The organism is Bifidobacterium sp. LH_389 (assembly GCF_056357235.1).
In genome coordinates, this window is sequence record NZ_JBKEVR010000002.1 from 254,282 (window position 1) to 273,880 (window position 19,599).

At 64.1% G+C, this 19,599-nt stretch carries 14 protein-coding genes; 12 read left to right on the forward strand and 2 right to left on the reverse strand.

Annotated features, from left to right (window positions below; all coding sequences use genetic code 11):
* Positions 1-187: 187 nt before the first annotated feature.
* The 6 genes from AC1AZA_RS03435 to AC1AZA_RS03460 all read left to right on the forward strand — a co-directional run bounded on the left by AC1AZA_RS03435 (position 188) and on the right by AC1AZA_RS03460 (position 8,504).
* Entirely contained in the window at positions 188-739 is a 552-nt protein-coding gene (locus AC1AZA_RS03435) for a YbaK/EbsC family protein (RefSeq protein ID WP_476513341.1), read from the forward strand.
* 1,190 nt (positions 740-1,929) lie between these two features.
* Positions 1,930-2,859, forward strand: coding sequence for a carbohydrate ABC transporter permease (locus AC1AZA_RS03440; RefSeq protein ID WP_476513342.1), 930 nt, complete (start codon positions 1,930-1,932; stop codon positions 2,857-2,859).
* A 40-nt stretch (positions 2,860-2,899) separates the two neighbouring features.
* The gene (locus AC1AZA_RS03445) at positions 2,900-3,844 is read left to right on the forward strand and encodes a carbohydrate ABC transporter permease (protein ID WP_476513343.1); all 945 of its coding nucleotides are present in this window, start codon (positions 2,900-2,902) and stop codon (positions 3,842-3,844) included.
* A gap of 258 nt (positions 3,845-4,102) precedes the next feature.
* The gene (locus AC1AZA_RS03450; protein WP_476513344.1) at positions 4,103-5,419 is read left to right on the forward strand and encodes an ABC transporter substrate-binding protein; all 1,317 of its coding nucleotides are present in this window, start codon (positions 4,103-4,105) and stop codon (positions 5,417-5,419) included.
* Between the two features lie 156 nt (positions 5,420-5,575).
* Positions 5,576-6,301, forward strand: coding sequence for an SGNH/GDSL hydrolase family protein (locus AC1AZA_RS03455; protein ID WP_476513345.1), 726 nt, complete (start codon positions 5,576-5,578; stop codon positions 6,299-6,301).
* Between the two features lie 46 nt (positions 6,302-6,347).
* Positions 6,348-8,504, forward strand: a complete 2,157-nt coding sequence (locus tag AC1AZA_RS03460) for a glycosyl hydrolase 115 family protein (RefSeq protein ID WP_476513346.1) — start codon at positions 6,348-6,350, stop codon at positions 8,502-8,504.
* A 72-nt stretch (positions 8,505-8,576) separates the two neighbouring features.
* Here the strand turns inward: AC1AZA_RS03460 and AC1AZA_RS03465 are convergent, their stop codons facing one another.
* Positions 8,577-9,635: a LacI family DNA-binding transcriptional regulator gene (locus AC1AZA_RS03465; protein ID WP_476513347.1), complete on the reverse strand. Its 1,059-nt coding sequence runs from the start codon at positions 9,633-9,635 to the stop codon at positions 8,577-8,579.
* A 115-nt stretch (positions 9,636-9,750) separates the two neighbouring features.
* Between AC1AZA_RS03465 and AC1AZA_RS03470 the strand changes: the two genes are divergently transcribed.
* Positions 9,751-10,788: a PPK2 family polyphosphate kinase gene (locus AC1AZA_RS03470; RefSeq protein WP_476513348.1), complete on the forward strand. Its 1,038-nt coding sequence runs from the start codon at positions 9,751-9,753 to the stop codon at positions 10,786-10,788.
* 179 nt (positions 10,789-10,967) lie between these two features.
* Here AC1AZA_RS03470 and AC1AZA_RS03475 read toward each other — a convergent pair whose 3' ends face one another.
* The gene (locus tag AC1AZA_RS03475; protein ID WP_476513349.1) at positions 10,968-13,553 is read right to left on the reverse strand and encodes a DEAD/DEAH box helicase; all 2,586 of its coding nucleotides are present in this window, start codon (positions 13,551-13,553) and stop codon (positions 10,968-10,970) included.
* Between the two features lie 87 nt (positions 13,554-13,640).
* Here AC1AZA_RS03475 and AC1AZA_RS03480 point away from each other — a divergent pair, with 87 nt between their 5' ends.
* From AC1AZA_RS03480 to AC1AZA_RS03500, 5 genes are all read left to right on the forward strand, one after another.
* Entirely contained in the window at positions 13,641-15,038 is a 1,398-nt protein-coding gene (locus AC1AZA_RS03480; protein WP_476513350.1) for a replication-associated recombination protein A, read from the forward strand.
* Positions 15,039-15,155: 117 nt separating this feature from the next.
* Complete coding sequence (locus AC1AZA_RS03485; protein WP_476513351.1) at positions 15,156-16,631, forward strand: MFS transporter; 1,476 nt, start codon at positions 15,156-15,158, stop codon at positions 16,629-16,631.
* Between the two features lie 50 nt (positions 16,632-16,681).
* Positions 16,682-17,194 (forward strand): very short patch repair endonuclease, encoded by a 513-nt coding sequence (locus tag AC1AZA_RS03490; RefSeq protein ID WP_476513352.1) that lies wholly within the window; start codon positions 16,682-16,684, stop codon positions 17,192-17,194.
* Positions 17,195-17,681: 487 nt separating this feature from the next.
* Complete coding sequence (locus AC1AZA_RS03495) at positions 17,682-18,260, forward strand: haloacid dehalogenase-like hydrolase (RefSeq protein WP_476513353.1); 579 nt, start codon at positions 17,682-17,684, stop codon at positions 18,258-18,260.
* A 92-nt stretch (positions 18,261-18,352) separates the two neighbouring features.
* A complete protein-coding gene (locus AC1AZA_RS03500) occupies positions 18,353-19,528 on the forward strand; it encodes an aminotransferase class I/II-fold pyridoxal phosphate-dependent enzyme (RefSeq protein WP_476513495.1) in 1,176 nt (391 codons plus the stop codon).
* Positions 19,529-19,599 lie beyond the last annotated feature (71 nt).

The window sequence follows — 19,599 nt, forward strand, 5'->3', positions numbered from 1 at the left end:
GCGGATCCCGATTCGGCCTGCGTTGCAGGATCTGCCTGATTTGCGCGATCGGTGTTTTTACGCGATCAGCGTTGCGATAGGACGCCATAATCAACGCCTATAGGACGGGCGGCGTTGCCCGGGTGCAACGGCGGTACGCTGAACCCAAGTTCCCGGCAAGGGGACTTGAACACAAGGGGGAAGGCGAATGGCGTTGGAGATTCTCGATTGGCACGATGGCGATCTGCTGGCACCGCCGGTGTTCGAGGCGTTGAGGGGATTGGTTGCCTCGGGCGTGCCGGAAAGCAAGATTTTCGGCGTCACCATCAACTCCGACGAGGAGTCGGACACGGATCTGTGGTGCCCTAGGTACGGCATTCCGTTCGGCTCCACCGGCAACGTGGTCGTGGTGCATACGCACAAGACCCGCAAGGCGCCGCCGGAATTCGCCGCGGCGCTGGTCACTGCGGACACCCGCGCCGATCTCAACGGCGTGGTCAAGCACACGCTCGAGGTATCCAAGGTTAGCTTCGCACCCATTGCCGCGGCCGTGGAAGCCACCGGCATGGAATCGGGAGGTATGTCTCCCATAGGCCTGCCGACAGGCTGGCCGATTCTGGTCGACCAGCACATCCTCGCCATTCCCAAGCTGTACATCGGTTCCGGCATCCGGCCGTCCAAACTCGTGGTCTCCGGCTCCATCTTCGCGGACCTTCCCGGCGTGCAGTTCGTGCCGGCACTGGGCAGACCGCGCGAATAGCGAAGGGTGCGGGGCGTTTGCGTCGCATTGGTTCCGCTGGCTTGTTGCCCATGTGCTCGACCTCAGCACGACTATCTTGCGTCTGGGGGTGCAATTCGGCGTATGCGGAGTGCTATCTGCGTTCCTGGGGTACTTTGACAGGCGTATAACGGTCATGGAGCACTTCGTCGATAGTGAAGAATGGCTTCGTTCAGCCAATCTCGGACATGGAAGGCTACCTTCGTGCGACGTGTCCCATCCTCGAGATACCCCACGAACGCAGAAAGCTCGTTGCAATCGAGCAAATGTACCCCACGATGACAGATAGCGCACGTTTGTGGAGCTGATTCGTGATCGTGGCGGTGCCAGTTGGTTTGTGGTCGGTCGTGGAGTGCGGTTCCGTACCGTAATTGCGCCGGCATTCGCTATCGGTGCAGATAAGGTTTTGGCGGTAAGAGCCGTGCGGCATCGCATGCAGCACGGCTCTCTGCTGTGTGTGGAGGGGGAAGAGGAGTGTGCGGCTGTGTGCTCCTCTGCGGGAATTCGTCGAATGATGTTGCTCATGGGGGAGGCGATGGCAGCAACGTGCTCAGTCGAACGTAACGTACTGGTATGCCTGGCCCCTGAGGAGATGACTTGCAGAGTTTGCGTATGGATGTATGGGTCGGCGGCCTGTTGGTTGTATGTGCTGCGCCATGGAGAGTGGACTCAGTGTGAGTGTATGCATGTACTCCATAGGGGCGGCGGCACATTCCGGTCGGTGATCCGCGGCGGACAGGGTGGTGGTGCGGCCGGACGGTTTCCAGACCTGTGCACAGACATCGGCGTGTCGCAGTGGAGTCTCATGGTATTTTATAAATACGAATCGAATTGATTCGTATCGACCTAAACTGAAAGGACAGTTGAATAGGGCGAAACCGAAGAGGAGATCCTCTGGTCTCGGGTGATCGGAAGATTGACTCGTGCGACTGATCCGCGCTGTACCAGTGGTGGTGCAGGACGAGCGGTCGCCAAGGAATCGTAAGGCACTGACGATTATCGTTGAAGGCTCGATGTTTGAGCTCTGCAATGACAGTCGGATGTTCAGTGGCTAAGTCGATACGTATCGATCGATTTGGGAGATCGGTGTTCTCGCGCGGAAACGGGGACGTCGAAGGCGAGAAGACGGCGATCAACGGAGCGCCGCCCGTACTGCTAGGAGGTGTGGTGGCATGAGTTATGCTGCTGAGTTTGCGTCGTTGGTGAAGAACCGGGGGAAGCATGATTCGTATACGGACAACAGGCCCGCGTACGCGTTCCTTGCCCCGTGGATTCTGGGCGCGGTGTGCCTGTCGCTGTTGCCGATGATCGTGTCGGTGTATCTGTCGTTCACGAAGTACAACATGCTCACGAGCCCGAGGTTCATCGGGGTGCAGAATTTCGCGAACCTGATGAAGGACACCAGGTATCTGCATTCCCTGCAGGTCACGTTCACGTACGTGATCGTCTCGGTCCCGCTCCAGCTGCTGGCCGCGCTCGCCCTGGCGGTGGTCCTGGACCGTGGCATGCGGGGGCTCACGTTCTACCGTTCGGCGTTCTATCTGCCTTCGATGATGGGCGGTTCGGTTGCTATCGCGGTGTTGTGGAAGATGGTGTTCGGTGCGGACGGTCTGTTCAACCGGTTCATGAACGTGTTCGGTTTGGGGCTCACGCAGTCGTGGGTGGCGAATCCGGCGACGGCGAACTGGACGCTGATCGTGCTGCATATCTGGCAGTTCGGTAGCCCGATGGTGATCTTCCTGGCGGGCCTGCGCCAGATCCCGCGCGAACTGTACGAGGCGGCCTCGGTGGATGGTGCGGGCAGGTGGCGGCAGTTCGTGTCGATCACGCTGCCGATGCTGTCTCCGATCGTGTTCTTCAATCTGGTGATGAGCATCATCAACAGTTTCCAGACGTTCACGCAGGCGTTCATCGTGTCGGGCGGCACGGGCGGCCCGTCGGATTCGACGCTGTTCTATACGCTGTACCTGTATACGCAGGGGTTCGGTCAGATGAAGATGGGGTACGCGGCGGCGATGGCGTGGATCCTGGTGCTGATCGTGGCGGTGTTCACGCTGGTGAACTTCGCCGTGTCGAGGTACTGGGTCCACTACGACGACTGAGTCGGTACGGGAATGCTTGCTAGGGAAAGGTGTGATTGTGATGAGTGATGCAACCGCTTCGAATGCTTCCTCCAACGTGGGGGTCGCGGGCGTGAACGCGTCGGATCCGGAGATCGCGAAGGCGCCGGTGGTCGAGCGCCGGGACGAGGGCAGGACCCGCCGGGTGGTCTTGCAGGTGGTCAAGCAGGTGGTGGTGCTCGTGTTCGCGCTGCTGATGCTGTATCCGATCCTGTGGATGGTCGCGAGCTCGCTGCGTCGGCCGGACGAGATCTTCACGAACATGGGTTTGTGGGTGTCGGACCCGTTGTGGAGCAACTATTCGGACGGGTGGAACGCGCTGACGTACCCGTTCACCCGGTACTTCCTGAACTCGCTGCTGATCGTGTGCTTCGCGATCGTGGGCAACATCGTGACGTGTTCGATGGCGGCGTACGCGTTCGCGCGTTTGAACTTCCGGTTCCGGGGGCTCATGTTCGGGTTCATGCTGTTGATGCTGATGGTGCCGATCCATGTGGTGATCATCCCGCAGTACATCATCTGGAACAACCTGGGTCTGGTGAACACGTTCGTGCCGTTGGTGCTGCCGAAGTTCCTGGCGATGGACGGGTTCTTCACGTTCCTGTTCTACCAGTTCGTGCGCGGGCTTCCCAGGGATCTGGACGAGGCGGCGAAGATCGACGGTGCGGGGCATGCGAGGATCTTCTTCCAGGTGCTGCTGCCGTTGATGAAGCCTGCGATCGGTACGACCGCGGTGTTCACGTTCATGTGGACGTGGAACGATTTCTTCAGCCAGCTGATCTACCTGACCAAGCCCAGGATGTACACGGTGCCGATCGCCCTGCGTACGTTCATCGACGCGCAGTCCCAGTCCTCCTATGGTCCGATGTTCGCGATGAGCGTGCTGTCGATCATCCCGTTGTTCATCGTGTTCTGCTTCGGCCAGAAATACCTCGTCGAAGGCATCGCCACCACCGGCGGAAAGTAAACACCAAACGGACCGGCCGGCAGACGACACAGTCTTCCCGCCGCAAGACGGGACTGGATAACCCAACAACTCGCGGTCCGTCACCGTTTTTCGTTCCTTTCCTTACGGAGACGGGCCGCGGCCTCCACTTCCAGCCGATGCGCAATCGACCGTTGCGTACATTCACACGCAGGATCGATACGTATCCACTGTCATCCCATCCAGCAATAACGAAATGTGATTCTTCGCTCGAAGATCAACAAGAAAAAGGAGAAAACAATGAGGATTGCAAGGAAGCATCTCGCCGTTCCGGCCGCCATCGCTGCGGCGGCCATGGCTCTCGCCGGCTGCGGTGCCGGCGGCGACACCGCCGGCGGCGGCGACGTCAAGCTGTCTGAGGAGCCGGTGACCCTGCACATCGCATGGTGGGGTTCCGACACCCGCGTCAAGATGACCGAGGACGTCATCTCCAAGTTCGAGGCCGCGAACCCGAACATCAAGGTGGAGAGGGAATACAAGGACTGGTCCGGCTACTGGGACAACCTGGCCACGCACATCGCCGGTGGCGACATGCCCGACGTGATCCAGATGGATGAGCTGTACCTCGCCTCCTACGCATCCCAGGGCACCCTGTACGATCTGGGCAAGACCTCCGAGTTCCTCGATCTCAACCAGATGGATTCCTCCCTGCGAGACATGGGCAAGGTGGGCGGCACCCAGTACGCGGCCCCGATCTCCACCACCCCGATGGGCGTGCTCGTGAACAACGATCTGCTCAAGCAGCTCGGTCTGACCCTGCCGGACACCTCGAAGTGGACATGGGACGACCTGATCGACTTCGCCAAGCAGGTGGTTGAGAAGTCCAACGGCGAGATCACCGGCATCGCCCCGCTCAACAACGGCATGAGCCTGCAGCTGTGGGCCCGCCAGAACAACGAGTCCCTGTTCAAGGACGGCAAGGTCTCCATCTCCGAAGGCACGCTGACCAGCTACCTGCAGATGGCCTACGACTGGACCCACGGCGACCAGATTGCCGGCACCCCGGACCGTCTGGCCGAGAACTCCGCCGGCACCGTTGATCAGGGCGACATGGCTCAGGGCAAGCAGGCCATGACCTTCACGCAGGCTGCCCAGATCGGTACCTACGCCAAGGCCTCTGGTGCGGACATGAGCCTCGTCCCGATGCCGAACCTCGGCAAGAACGCCAAGTACAGCTACCTCAAGCCCGGCATGTACTGGGCCATGGGCGGCAAGACCGAGCACCCGGCCGAGGCCGCCAAGCTCATCGACTTCCTCATCAACAACGAGGACGCCGTCAAGACCCTCGGTACCGACCGTGGTCTGCCGGGCAACAACAAGCTGCGCGATGAGCTCGCCTCCTCCGCCAGCGGCACCGACAAGAAGGCCCTTGAGTTCCCGTCCGCCATCTCCGACACCATCGGCGACGCTCCGGAAATCACCCCGAACGGCGCTTCCGATCTGGACAAGACCATCTCCCGCTACGAGCAGCAGGTCTACTTCGGCCAGAAGTCCTCTGCCGACGCCGCCAAGGAAATGATCGCCGAACTGCAGTCCGCGATCGACTCCGCCGCCTGATCCCGGTCCGGAAGATCGTGATGCGGCAATAGCTCCAATAACCCAATAAAGCCGAAGGCCGGACGGAACGGGAAGCAATTCCGCTCCGCTCGGCCTTCGCCCGTTCACTCGCAGCGTATGCGCTGCAACCATTCGTTTTGCAGAAAGGAGAAGCTCATGGCCATCGTCATCGTCGGTGGTTCCTCCGCGGCACGCAAGGAAACCAAGTATCGCCCGGAAACCGCATGGGCGGAACGCTTCCCGGACTGCTTCGCCAATCCGGAACTGGTTCGCAATCTGGCCGTTAACGACATGGACGTCGTACGTTATGCGGCCGGCGAGGAGTATCTTCGCCTCCGCAACGGCCTCAGATCCGGGGATTGGCTGTTCATCGACTTCGCCGTTGACGACGCCGCCGTGGGATTCGCGGGGCTCCGCAGTCCGTCCGTACAGGACATCGCCATGTTCGAATACAGCGTGGACGCGATCGTGGATGCCGCGCAATCCGCCAAGGCGGTCGCCGTGCTGCTCACCCCGATCGCCCGCCGACGCTTCGACGCCAACGGCGTGCTCATCGACACGGATACCGTCTTTTCCGCCAGTGTACGTAAGATCGCGGCGCGCCGCAATGCTGCGCTCATCGACGTGTATGCCCGCATGGCCGCATTGCTCGCCGAATGGGGGCCGTTGCGCAGCCGCTCGCTGTACCTGCACGGTCGGCGTGGCGAACTCGTCAACTATCCGCAAGGCGTGGACGACGACGCGCACCTCAACGCCTTGGGTGCGCAGGTCGTGGCCCGCATGGTGGCTGACGGCATCCGCTCACTCGGCCTCACGCTGGCGGACGAACTCAAGGAAGCAGATGCCCCGATAGCCGTGCCTGCCGTGGCGGGCGTTCGCTAGGAACCGTTTGAGACTGTTCACGATCAGCCAAGGGAGAAGAAATCTCATGAAACTCATGCAGAACGTTGCGATCGAAGGCGCGCTTGACGCCGAAGCGGTGCGTCTCGCCGCCGCCGACCTTCGTCGGGATCTGAACACCGTGCTTGCCGCCGGGGAATGTGGCAACGCGACGGACGGCACGGACGGTGCGAGAGAGACGATCGGCGCAATCGATCTTGCCTACGACGCGAACCGCGACACCGCCGACGCCATGCCGGAGCAGACCTTCCGCGTAACGCTCGATGCCGCCGCCCGCCGCCTCACCGTCACCGCCCCGGATGATCTGGGGCTCGTCTACGGGCTGTACCACGTGAGCCGCGAGTTGCTCGGCGTACCGGACTTCTGGTTCTGGACCGACTGGACGCCCGAATACCGCGCTGCCGCCGTGGAGGTGCCGGACGGCTACACGTATGCCTCCAAGCCGTTCGCCGTGCGCGACCGCGGCTGGTTCATCAACGACGAAGTGCTGCTGCTCGGCTGGCAGATCGACAACGATCCGCTCGAACCGTGGCGCATGGCCTTCGAGGCGCTGCTGCGCTGCGGCGGCAACATGGTGATCCCCGGCACCGGGCTCAACGTGGAGGAGCACGTGCCCCTGGCCGTCTCGCGAGGGCTCGCCATCGCCCAACACCACGCCGAACCGCTGGGCGCCACCATGTTCTCCACCGCATACCCGGATCTGAAGCCCTCATGGGACCTGCACGCGGACAAGTTCAAGGCGCTGTGGGCCGATTCGATCCGCCGTCACCGCGGGCAGCGGATGATCTGGAACGTGGGCTTCCGCGGCCAGGGCGATTCCCCGTTCTGGCACAGCGATCCCACGTACGATACCGACGAGTCGCGCGGCCGGCTCATGGGGGACATCATTCGCACGCAGCGCGCCATGCTGCTTCAAGACAATCCGCACGCGCAGATGTGCGTCTACCTGTACGGCGAAACCATGGAGCTGTATTCCAAGGGCTGCCTGAACCTGCCGGACGACGTGATCAAGGTCTGGTCCGACAACGGTTTCGGCCGCATGGTCACCCGCCGTCAGGGCAACCACAATCCGCGCGTGCCCGCCATGCCCAATCCGAGCGATCCGGGTGCGCAAGGTATCTACTACCATGCCTCGTTCTACGACCTTCAGGCGGCCAACCACATCACCGCGCTGCCCAACCAGCCTGAAGACATTGTGCGCGAACTCGGCCAGATGCTGGCCAACGGGGGCAATGATTACTGGATCATCAACTCCTCCAACGTGAAGCCTCACCTGTACTATCTCGACCTCATGGCTGAGCTCTGGCGCAGTGGTGTGCCGGCCGAGGCGCTCGGCGACGGGGAGGGCGCCCGCGAGGCGCTCGAGCGGATCGTGAACGATCACGCCCTGCGCTTCGCCGCCACGTACTTCACGCCGCAGAATCCGGATGTGGTGGCCGGAGCCTACCGGACGTACTTCGACCACGCCGTGCCATACGGCTCCCACTGGGACGACCACGCCGGCGAGCAGTTCTGGAACCATGTGGCGCGCATGCTGGTCTCGCAGTTCGTGCGTGACCGGCATGCGGCGGAGCCGGGCCTCGCCTGGGCCACGGATGCCGCCGATCTGCGCGCGCAGACGGAATGGTATCTCGGCCTGTGCACGCGGGGGAATGCCAGCTATACGTCCCTGACGGAGGATCTGGAGCGCCGTCGGCTGGAGCTGGAACCGGGCCGGGCGCGCCGGCTGTTCGACGACACTGTGCTGCTGCAGGCGCGCATCCAGCTGCACAGTGCACGCGGTGCGCAGCAGGCATGCCGGGCCATGCTCGAAGCGTTCGACGCCTTCGAGAAGCGTGCCCGCAACGCCGACACCCTGCTGGATTGGGCACACGCGTTCTATCTGGCCGGCGAGGCACGAGAGGAATACCGTGCTGCCCGGCACGCCATGGACGAGGCGGAGCACGGCGTATGGCGCAATTTCTATGCCAACGAATGCTTGGCGGACGTGGCGCAGAGCGCATGGGTGATGGGCTACCTCATGGCCTTCCTGCGCAACGTGGACGACGGCCCGCACTTCTACCAGTGGCAGCGCGAATTCATCTACTCGAAGGACAGCAAGAAGGTGCTCACCCTGCTCAACGTGGAGAACCACCTGACCGACGACGAGATCTTCGACGCTATGCGCCCGCGCTTCCAGCACTGAGCCCTGTCAACGGATTCGGTGTGCAACCGGGGACTTCCGTCATGGGAAGTCCCCGTCGTTTTTTTAGGACGGTTACTCCCAGTCCACGCTGCTGGCGCGGAACGAGATCGCGTTCGGGTACATCGGCTTGATCTGCTGGGGCAGCGTGGGATCGTTGATGCGGTCGACGAGCATCTGCACAGCCAGCCTCGAAATGGCCTGCGGACGGGGGGATACGTTGGTCAGGGCCACCTTGGCGCTCGTCGCCGTGTGATCGTCCACCACGCCCACCAGCGAGACGTCCTTGCCGGGCAGGATGCCGTTCTTCTCCAGCACGCGGCTCACCCAGTCGGTGGTGAGCGGGCCGCGGCAGACCAACGCCAGACGGTCGTCGCAGTCGGACAGCAGCGCCGAAGCCATTCGCTCCACGCCCGCCACGCCGGAGACGGGGGGATTGACCACTTTGAAATCCAAGCCGCGATTGGCCGCGCGCTCGCGAGCGTGGCGCACATACTGGTCGTAGATGAGGAACTGGCCGAACGACGAACTCGGCGTTTCGCCCACGAATACCACGTGGCGGTGCCCGGAATCCGCCATGGCGTCGACGATGACGTCCGCCGCGGCCGCATAATCGAAATACGTATAATCAAGGCCCTGCGCGTCGTCCGGCATACCGAACAGCACCGTGGGCATGCCGATCTCCGCCGCCATGGGGATGCGGGGATCGGCATGCGTGATGTCCATGATGATGAACCCGTCGCACACCGCGCGCCCGGACAGGCGCTTGAGCACGTCCGCGCCCTCCGCCATGGTGTTGAGGATCACGTCGTAGTCGTGCTTGCGCGACTCGGTGACGATCGTGGACAGATAGGGGGGAATGCCCACGCCGTCGGAATCCACGTCGATCTGCTCGATCAGTCCGATGAGCTGCGTGCGCGAGGTACGCAGTGTGCGAGCGCTCGAATTCGGATGGTAGTTGAGCTGCTTCATCGCCGCTTCGATGCGCTCGCGGGCCGCCTTGGACACCGGACGCGAACCGGTCAGTGCGTACGACACGGTGCTCTGCGCCACGCCGGCCAATGCCGCCACGTCCTTGCTGGTGGCATGGTTGCGGGTGATGCGGCGTCTGGGCTGCTTGTCTGCTGTGCTCACTTCGACTCCATCGAGAAAGGGTGCCGGCGGGAAACGCACACCGGTTCCTACCATTGTACGAATCGTATCGGGGACACTCGCGGCGTGGCGCACGCGTTTTCATTACAATGGCTTCATGAATGACGCAACGAAGCGAACCAAGACTGCCGGCAAAACCAACGGCAGAACCAACGGCAAGGCTATTGACAAGGCGCTTGACAAGGCCGAACGGGGTCTTGAATCCCTTGACGCCATTCACGGCGACGGATCCTACGCGAGTGCCGGCGATCGGCTCGAGCAGGCCGCCAAGGCCAGCGCACTCCTGAGTTCCGTATGGAGCAGTCCGCCTGCCGTGCGGTTGCGGTTCGGGGCAGATTGGAGCCTTGCAGATGCGATCGGGTCGTCCACGCCGGGCTTCGACGGAGACAGGGATGACGGCGAGCGGTTCATCGCCGTCAGCGCCTCCGAGATCGCCCGCTACCAGCGGCTCCTGTACGCCAATGGGCTCAAGGGTTCACGCCGTCGCGTGCTCATCGTGCTGCAGGGCATGGATGCGTCCGGCAAGGGCAGTCTCGTCAAGCACGTGTTCCGGCAGGGCGATCCGATGGGCATGCACTACCACGGATTCGCCGCGCCCACCGCCGAGGAGCGCGCGCACGACTTCCTGTGGCGTGTGGAACGTGAACTGCCGGAGCCCGGGTGGATCGCCGTGTTCGACCGGTCGCACTACGAGGACGTGATCATGCCGCACGTGTGGGGCACCCTGCCGGAAAGCCAATGGCGGTCCCGGTACGGGCGGATCGTGGAGTTCGAACGGGAACTGGCCGCCGACGGGTGCGTGATCATCAAGATTTTCCTCGCCGTGAGCCGGGAGGAGCAGCGCCGGCACTTCCTGAGCCGCCTTACCGACCCGACCAAGCACTGGAAGTTCGCCATGAGCGACCTCGAGGCGCGCGAACGATGGGACGACTACATGGCGGCATGGCAGGAGACGTTCGAGCTCACCTCTACCGATGAGGCGCCCTGGCATGTGGTTCCGGCGGACAACCGTTGGTATTCGCGGGCCGTGGTCTCCGAGCTGCTGCGCACCGCGATCGCGGGCATGGGACTGGCGTGGCCCGGTTTCGATGCCGATGTGGACGTGGCCGAGGCACGGCGGCGGCTGGAACGCTGATTTCCGGTTCACGCGTTGAACCGCCGAAAAACGTGTGAACCGGAAATCACCTGTCCGTCACCGGTCCGGTGCGTCGGGTTTCCTTGGAATTCCGGGCAAACGGCAACGAGGGAGGTCTGGACATTCCGGTTCACACGTTGACTTGCAAAACATCGTGTGAACCGGAATGTCGGTCAGGCTCACTGCTGGTCGACCCGATAGTCCACGAACACCACCTCGCCGGACTCCTGCGTGGCGTCCAGATCCACCGAACCGGTGATGGCCCAGTCGTTGTCCCCGTCCGAATCGCAGATGACCTGCCGCACCTTCCAGATGTGCTCCCTGTCCTCCAGGGAGTCGTCCAGAATGAACCATTCGCCGCTGCGAGCCTTGGCATCCGTGTTCACGTACTCGTGCTCGTCGTAGAAGTCGTCGAGCACGTCCTCCCACTCGTGCACGCCGTAGCCCCAGTCCTTGTCGAGCGCGCCCAGCGTGTCCGGGTCGTCCAGGTCCATGAGCTGCACGCGGCGGAACAGGGCGTTCCTCACCAGCACGGTGAGCCCTCGACGATCCTCCACCACGGCGGCCCGGCGACCGGGTGCGGCGAGCGTCGCCGCGGCTTCGGAGGCGTCCTGCGAGGCGTCCGGATTACCGGCGTTCTCCCATTCGTCCACGAGGCTCGAATCGATGGAACGCACCAGCACGCGCAGCCAGGCGATGATGTCGTCCAGCTGCTCGTCGCGCTTCTCCGGCGGCACCGTGCGGGCGAGCGAACGGTAGGCGTCCGACAGGTAGCGCAGCAGCGTGCCCTCCGAGCGGGCGATGTTGTAGCGGGCGATGTACCCGGTGAAGTCCGAGGCGGTCTCCACCATGTCCCGCACAACCGACTTGGGGCTCAGCCAGTAGTCGTTGGCCCACGGCACGTCGTGGCGGTACTGGTCGAACGCGGCCTGCAGCATGTCCTCCAGCGGCTTGGGGTAGGTGATCTCCTGCAGGCGGTCCATGCGCTCGTCGTAGTCGAGGCCGTCGGCCTTCATGTCCGCCATGGCCTTGTCCCTCGCGGAGCGTTCCTGCGCGCGCAGCACCTGCTTCGGGTCCTCGAGCGTGGCCTCCACCATGGAGATCACGTCCAGTGCGTAAGTGGGAGAGTCCGGGCCGAGCAGTTCGAGCGCGGCCAACAGGAAGGGGGAGAGGGGCTGGTCGAGCGCGAAGTCGTCCGGCATGTCCACGGTCATGTAGTAGTTCTTGCCGCCGTCGTCGCGATCCTCGGTTTCGATCACCTCGGTGTCGAACAGGGTCTGGAAGATCTCGTCGGCGCGCTGATGCAGATGCTCCTTCTGCTCCGGGGTCTGCGCGGAATCGTCGATGAGCTCGTCCACCCGCCGGCGTGCGTCGCCGCCCTGCGCCACCTCGTTGAGCACCATGGAATGCGTGATCTTGAGGTGCGGGACCAGCGTTTCCGGGGCGGCGTCGATGAGCTTGTCGAACGTGTTCTCGTTCCACGTGACGAACCCCTCCGGAGCCTTCTTGCGCTTGATCTTCTTGAGCTTCTTCGGATCGTTGCCGGCCTTGGCCACGGCCTTCTGGTTTTCGATCTCGAACTCCGGGGCCTCGGCGATCACCAGACCCTCCGTGTCGAAGCCCATGCGGCCCGCACGCCCGGCGATCTGATGGAATTCGCGGGCGCGCAGTTTGCGCATGTGGGTGCCGTCGAATTTCGTGAGCGCGGTGAGCACCACCGAATGGATGGGCACGTTGATGCCCACGCCCAGCGTGTCCGTGCCGCAGATCACCGGCAGCAGCCCCTGCTGGGCGAGCTGCTCCACCAGGCGCCGGTAGCGCGGCAGCATGCCCGCGTGGTGGATGCCCACGCCGGTCCTCAGGAGCCGCTGGAGGATCTTGCCGAACGCGGTGGTGAACTTCACGCCCTTGATCGCCTCGGCGATGGCCGCCCGCTGCTCCTTGCTGGACACCCCCGTGGAGGCGAGCGCCTGCGCGGTCTCCAGAGCGGCGTCCTGCGAGAAATGCACCACGTAGATGGGGGTTTCACCACCGCGGAACGCGAGCTCCACGGTCTTTTCCAGCGGGTCGAGCGTGTACTCGTAGCTCAGCGGCACCGGGCGCGGGGCGTTGGCGATCACGTCCACGTCCGGCGTGTCGTTGAGGTCCGCGAGCTTGTCCGCAATGGCGTCCACGTTGCCCAGCGTGGCGCTCATGAGCAGGAACTGCGTCTGGGGCAGCGTGAGCAGCGGCACCTGCCACGCCCAGCCGCGCTCCGGGTCGCCGTAATAATGGAATTCGTCCATGGCCACCAGTCCCACGTCCGCGTGCACGCCCTCGCGCAGCGCTTGGTTGGCGAGGATCTCCGCCGTGCAGCAGATGATCGGCGCGTCCGCGTTGATGTGGCTGTCGCCGGTGACCATGCCCACGTTGTCGCGGCCGAACACCTCCACGAGGTCGAAGAACTTCTCGGAGACGAGCGCCTTGATGGGGGCCGTGTAGTATGACCGTCGCCCGGTGCACAGCGCGGCGAAATGCATGCCGAGCGCCACCAGGGACTTGCCCGAGCCGGTGGGCGTGTTGAGGATCACGTGGTCGCCGGCGAGGATGTCCATGATGGCCTCCTCCTGATGCGGCCACGGTTCGATGCCCTTGACGTCCGTCACCCAGCCGAAGAAGCGTTCGTAGATCTCGTCCGCATCGATGTTGCGTGCCTCTTCGCCGTCCCAGCTCGGGGCCAGTGCGCCCAGCGAACCGTATGTTGCGTTTTCCTTGTCCTCAGCCATGTTCCCCGAGTTTACCCGCCGCCGGCTACGGGGTGGCGACATCCGGAGTCGAACGCTTGTTCGAGCCCTTGCGCTATGATGGCCTGCATGAGCGAACAGGATCTGTTTGGGGCTGCGGATGCGCCCGAGGACGTGACGCGGCCGCTGGCCGTGCGCATGAGACCCTCCACCGTAGACGAGGTGGTGGGCCAGTCGCACGTGCTCGGCGACGGGTCTCCGTTGCGCCGGCTGGCCAATCCGGCCTCCCGCGGGTCGCTGACGGCCCCGAGCTCGATCATCCTGTTCGGCCCTCCCGGCGTGGGCAAGACCACGCTCGCCTACATCGTGGCCAAGCAGTCCGGGCGCGTGTTCGAGGAGCTGTCCGCCGTCACATCCGGCGTCAAGGACGTGCGGGACGTGCTCGCCCGCGCCCGGCAGCGGCTCGTGGCCGAGGGGCGGGAGACCGTGCTGTTCATCGACGAGGTGCATCGCTTCTCCAAATCGCAGCAGGATGCGCTGCTGCCCAGCGTGGAGAACCGGGACGTCACGTTCATCGGCGCCACCACCGAGAACCCGAGCTTCTCGATCATCAAGCCGCTGCTGTCCCGCTCGGTGGTCGTCAAGCTCGAATCGCTGTCGCCGCGGGATCTGCGCACGCTCATCGAACGGGCGCTCGCGGACCGGCGCGGGCTCAAGGGCGAAGTGAAGGCCACGGACGAGGCGATCGACGAGATCGTCCGCATGGCCGGGGGAGACGCGCGCAAGACGCTCACCATCCTCGAAGCGGCTGCCGGTGCGGTCACCGGGGATCGGAAGCGCGTCAAGGGGGCGCGCAAGCCCGTCATCACGCCGGACGTGGTGGGCAACGTGATGGACGTGGCCACCGTGCGCTACGACAAGGCGGGCGACGACCATTACGACGTGATCTCCGCCTTCATCAAGTCGATGCGCGGCTCCGATCCGGACGCAGCCCTGCACTGGCTGGCGCGTATGATCCGCGCGGGGGAGGACCCGCGGTTCATCGCCCGGCGCATCATGATCGCCGCCGCCGAGGAGGTGGGCATGGCCGCACCTCAGGTGCTGCAGGTGACGGTCGCCGCCGCGCAGGCCGTCGCCATGGTCGGCATGCCGGAGGGGCGGCTCATCCTCGCCGAGGCGACGCTCGCCGTGGCCACCGCGCCCAAGTCGAACGCCAGCTACAAGGCCATCAATCAGGCGCTCGCGGACGTGGACGCCGGCAACATCGGTCAGGTGCCGCTGCATCTGAGGAACGCTCCCACCGCACTCATGAAAAGCTGGGGCAACCACGAGGGCTACCAGTATGCGCATGACGCCCCGGATGCCATCGCTCCGCAGCAATACATGCCGGACGAGCTCGTGGGACGCGAGTATTACCATCCCAACGACCGCGGCTACGAACGCGAACTCGGGCCGCGACTGGAGCGCATCCGTTCCATCCTGCGGCAGGCGCCGGAAAGTGGAGCTCGTCCGGATGGCAATGGCTGACCGGGCGACACGCCGACCGCCGGACCGTGTGATGCTACACTGATGCGTGGCCTCGCGCCGGCTGGCAAGCCTCACATTCCAATCGTTGCAACCCTTTCGAACTCCATGAGGTGAACCATGTCAGACCATGCGCTTTCGTCTTCCGCCGCGTCCGAACGCATCCCGGGCAAGCTCATCGGCGCCATCATCGCCGTCGGCTCGCTCGCCTTCATCGGCATCCTGACCGAAACGGTCATGACCGTGCTGTTCCCGCAGCTCATGGTCGAATTCCACGTGGATACCGCCACCGTGCAGTGGATCACCACGATCTACCTGCTCGCCGTGGCCGCCACCATGCCGGTCTCCTCGTTCCTCAAGCGCCGCTTCCGGCTGAAACCGCTGTTCGCCGCCGCAGTGATCCTGGCGATCGTCGGCTCGCTCATCATGATCTTCGCCACGGTGTTCCCCGTGCTCATCGTGGCGCGCATCATTCAGGGCATCGGCTCCGGTATCGCCACGCCGCTCATGGTCAACATCATTCTCGAGCAGTCGCCGCGCAGCAAGATCGGCCGGCTCATGGGCGTCGGCTCGCTGGTCATCACCGTGGCCCCGGCCATAGGCCCCACCGTGGGTGGCGCGGTCACCAGCGTGCTGCCGTGGCGGGCGATCTTCATCGCCGCCGTGCCGCTCATCCTGCTCGCCGCCGCGCTGGGCATGGCGTGCATCGAGCAGAAGACGCCCACGGAAGACGCCTTCCTCGAGCCGGTCCAGCTCATCGCCATCGTGCTGGCGTTGGTCGGTATGATCCTCGCCCTGAATCAGGGCGGCGTCGCCGTGAGCGCGCTCGTGTCCGGCGGATCCGCGCTCAGGGCCGGCATCGTGGCCGTGGTGAGCCTGATCGTCGGGCTCGGTTCGCTCATCGCCTTCTGTCTGGTGTCCCGGCGGTCGTTCTCCCCGCTGCTGCGGCTCGGCATCCTGCGCGATCCGGTCGTGCTGCTGCATTGGATCGAATATCTGCTGCTGCCCATCGTCGGCATCGGCTTCGGCTACGTCATCACCAACGTGGCGCAGCTGGCGCTCGGCACCGATGCGTTCCTCGCCGGCGCGCTCGTGCTGCCCGGTGCGCTCATCGGCGCGGTGTGCTCGCCGTTTGGCGGGTGGCTGTACGACCGGTTCGGCGCGGTACGACCGATCCTGACCCCACTGGCCATCGCTACCGTCGGCCCGCTGCTGCTGTGCGTGTTCGCCCTGCGACTCACGCCGGGGTTGCTCGCCGGCTTCTACTTCATCTTCGGCTTCTTCTACGCGCTCGGCAATCCGAACGTCATGACCAGCGCGCTGAGCGAGATTCCCCGCGAGTTCACGCCCGACGGCAACGCCATGTTCAACACCGCGCTGCAGTTCGGCGGTGCGGCCGGCACCGCGCTGTTCTCCACCATCCTGTCCATGGCGCAGGCGAGCGCCACGGCCGGCGGATTCGGCGAAGGCACGCCGCAGTTCGCCCATGCCACCGCGGTCGGCGGCATGTGGACGTTCGGGGTCATGACGCTGATCTGCGTGATCGGCTGGGTGTGCCTCGCCTTCGCGTTCCGCATTCGGGCCGCGAGACGGTAACGATCGTCGCGCGGGCCGGCGCCAAGCGTACCGGTCGGTAGGATGGGCGTGTGAGCAAGTCGAATACGCCGGAACGCTACGAACGTGGGTCGCGCAGCTACATCATGTCGCGCATCCACGGCAAAGACACGTCCATCGAAGTGATGGTCCGGCGCTACCTGTTCGCCCGCGGGCTGCGGTTCCGCAAGAACGACCGCCGCTATCCGGGACGCCCGGACGTGGTGTTGCCGCGATGGCATACGGTCGTGTTCGTCAACGGCTGCTTCTGGCACATGCACGCCGGCTGTGCCAAGTGCTCCATGCCCAAATCCAACGTGGAATTCTGGACCGCCAAGCTCGTGCGCAACCACGAGCGTGATGTGTCCCAGCATGCGGCATTGGAAGCCATGGGATGGCGGGTTCTCACCGTGTGGGAATGCGAACTGGCCAAGCCGGTATGCGAGGCACGTCTTGAGAAGCTCTATCGGGACATCACCGAGCCCGAGGCGCGACCGGAGGAATCCCAAGTGAATGCGGAAGCGTCGGAGCCGGACGTCGATCCGGCTGATCGTCGAATCGGCTGACTGTCGGAACTGTCTGGCTGCCGGAACCGTCTGGCTGCCTGACGGTCTGACCGCATTGGTTTGACGGATTCGCCGTCTGGTTCCGTTGGTTTTTGGCAGTTTCCGTTGACTTTCCGTCGGGTTTCCTCCGACTGCCGCCGGACGTCCCGGAGAATGCAAAGACGCTCGCGATTTGCTGGTGACACTGTGCCCACGTTGTGCCCACGGAGTGCCCACGCTGTCACCGCGCATCGCGAACGCCACGGCAGATGCAGACACGGTGTGGTGCAGACACGGTGTGATGCAGACATGGTGACGGATGCGGTGCGATATGCGGGTAGACCCTCAGCACGAATGTGATGGTTTTGTGACGGAAAACAGGCCTCTCGCCGTCTTCCAACGGCGTCTTGGCGCCGCCCAAGACGATCGATGCTATGGTGCTGAAAGGAAACGGACGGCCGGATCGGCCGAATCCGCCGGACGGGTGGCGGAACAAGGAGGGTGACTCATGCGCGTGGTGGACTTCGACGGAACCGTGTACCGCGGTGAAAGCCTGTTCGACTTCTACCTGTTCACTGCACGGCGCTATCCGAAGGTGCTCACCGTCATGCCGCCGGTGCTGCGCAACGCCATCGACTACAAGCTCAACCGGGCCAGTCTGGACCGTTTGGAGATCGCGATCGCCCAGGTGGGCCACCGCTACCTCGACGCGCTCGACTCCATCCCCGACACCGACGTGCGAGGCCTTGTAGAGGAATACTGGGACCGCAACATCCACCGCATCAAGGCGTGGTACACGCCCCGGCCGGACGACGTGGTGCTCACCGCCTCCTTCGACGTGATTGTGAAGGAGGCATGCCGCAGGCTCGGCGTCAACACGTGCATCGCCTCCGAGGTCGACATGGATACCAACGAACTCACGTGGCTCAACTTCGGCAGCAACAAGCTCGTTCGGTTGCGTCAGGTGCTCGGAGCGAATACGCGCGTGGACGAGTTCTACACCGACGCCCTCTACGACAAGCCCATGATCGACATGGCCGAACGCGCCTATCTGGTCAAGGGCGAACGCGTCCGGCGCGTCAAATAGCCGTGAACGCGGCGCCGATGTCTGACGCGGCGGATAGAACTCGAACCATGAGTGAATCAACGATGCCCGCACAGCAGCAGCCCCACCCCGCCATGTCGCGGCGCGCGATCGAATCCGAACCGTTCCGCGCCATGGTGTTCGGCGAGAGGGCCGACGCCATGATCGCCTCCGGCATCGATGTGATCAAACTGTCGCTGGGCGAGCCGGACTTCGGCGCCCCGCCCGCCGTGCGCGACGCCATGCGTGAACTCTACGACGGCCGCCCGCTGCCCTACACCGCCGCATTCGGCCTGCCGCAGCTGCGCCGGGCCATTTCCGGCTTCTACCGCGACCGTCACGGCGTGGACATCGACCCCAAGCGCATCATCATCACCGCAGGCGGCTCCACGGCGCTTCTGCTGTCCGTGGCCGCCACCGTGGATCCGGGCGACGAGGTGATCGTGGCCGACCCGTCCTACCCGTGCAACCGCGAACTGGTCAAATCGTTCGGCGGTGTGGTGGTGGACGTGCCCACGAGCGCCGCCACCCGATTCCATCTGACCCCTGAAAGCGTGGACGCGCACTGGTCGGAGCGCACCAAGGCCGTGATGATCACCTCGCCGTCCAACCCGACCGGTACCACCATCGCCTTCGACACGCTCAAGGGCGTGTGCGACTTGGCCCGGGAGCGCGCGGCCTGGCGCATCGTGGACGAAACCTATCTGGACCTTGCGGACCGCGAATCCGACGGCTCCGAGGTGAAGACCGTGCTCGCCGCCGACCCGGACGCCATCACGCTCAACAGCTTCTCCAAGTTCTTCGGCATGACCGGCTGGCGCCTTGGATGGGCCGTGCTGCCCGAATACATGCTGCACGCGGTGGACGATCTGGCCACCAACTACTTCCTGTGCGCGCACACGCCCACGCAGTATGCGGCGCTCGCCTGCTTCACGCCGGAAACGCTGGAGGTGTGCGAACAACGGCGGCAGGAGCTGCTCGGTCGTCGCCGTCTTGTGGTCGACGGGCTCAAGCGCATCGGCCTGCCGCTGGAGGTGGAGCCGAACGGCGCGTTCTACGCGTATTTCTCCGTGGAATCGACGGGACTGGACGCATGGACGTTCTGCGAACGCGCGCTTGAGGAGGCGCATGTGGCACTCACCCCGGGGCGGGATTTCGGCGAGGCGACCGCGCGTACCCACGTGCGGCTGAGCTATGCCGCTTCGCGCGAGGCCCTGACCGAGGGCATCGAACGGCTCGGCAATTTCGTGGCCGCACTGCGAATGCACTGAAAACACTGCGAATGCACTGAAAACACAGCGGACGCGCTGAGTGAACCGTGGACGCACTGCGCGTGCCATGA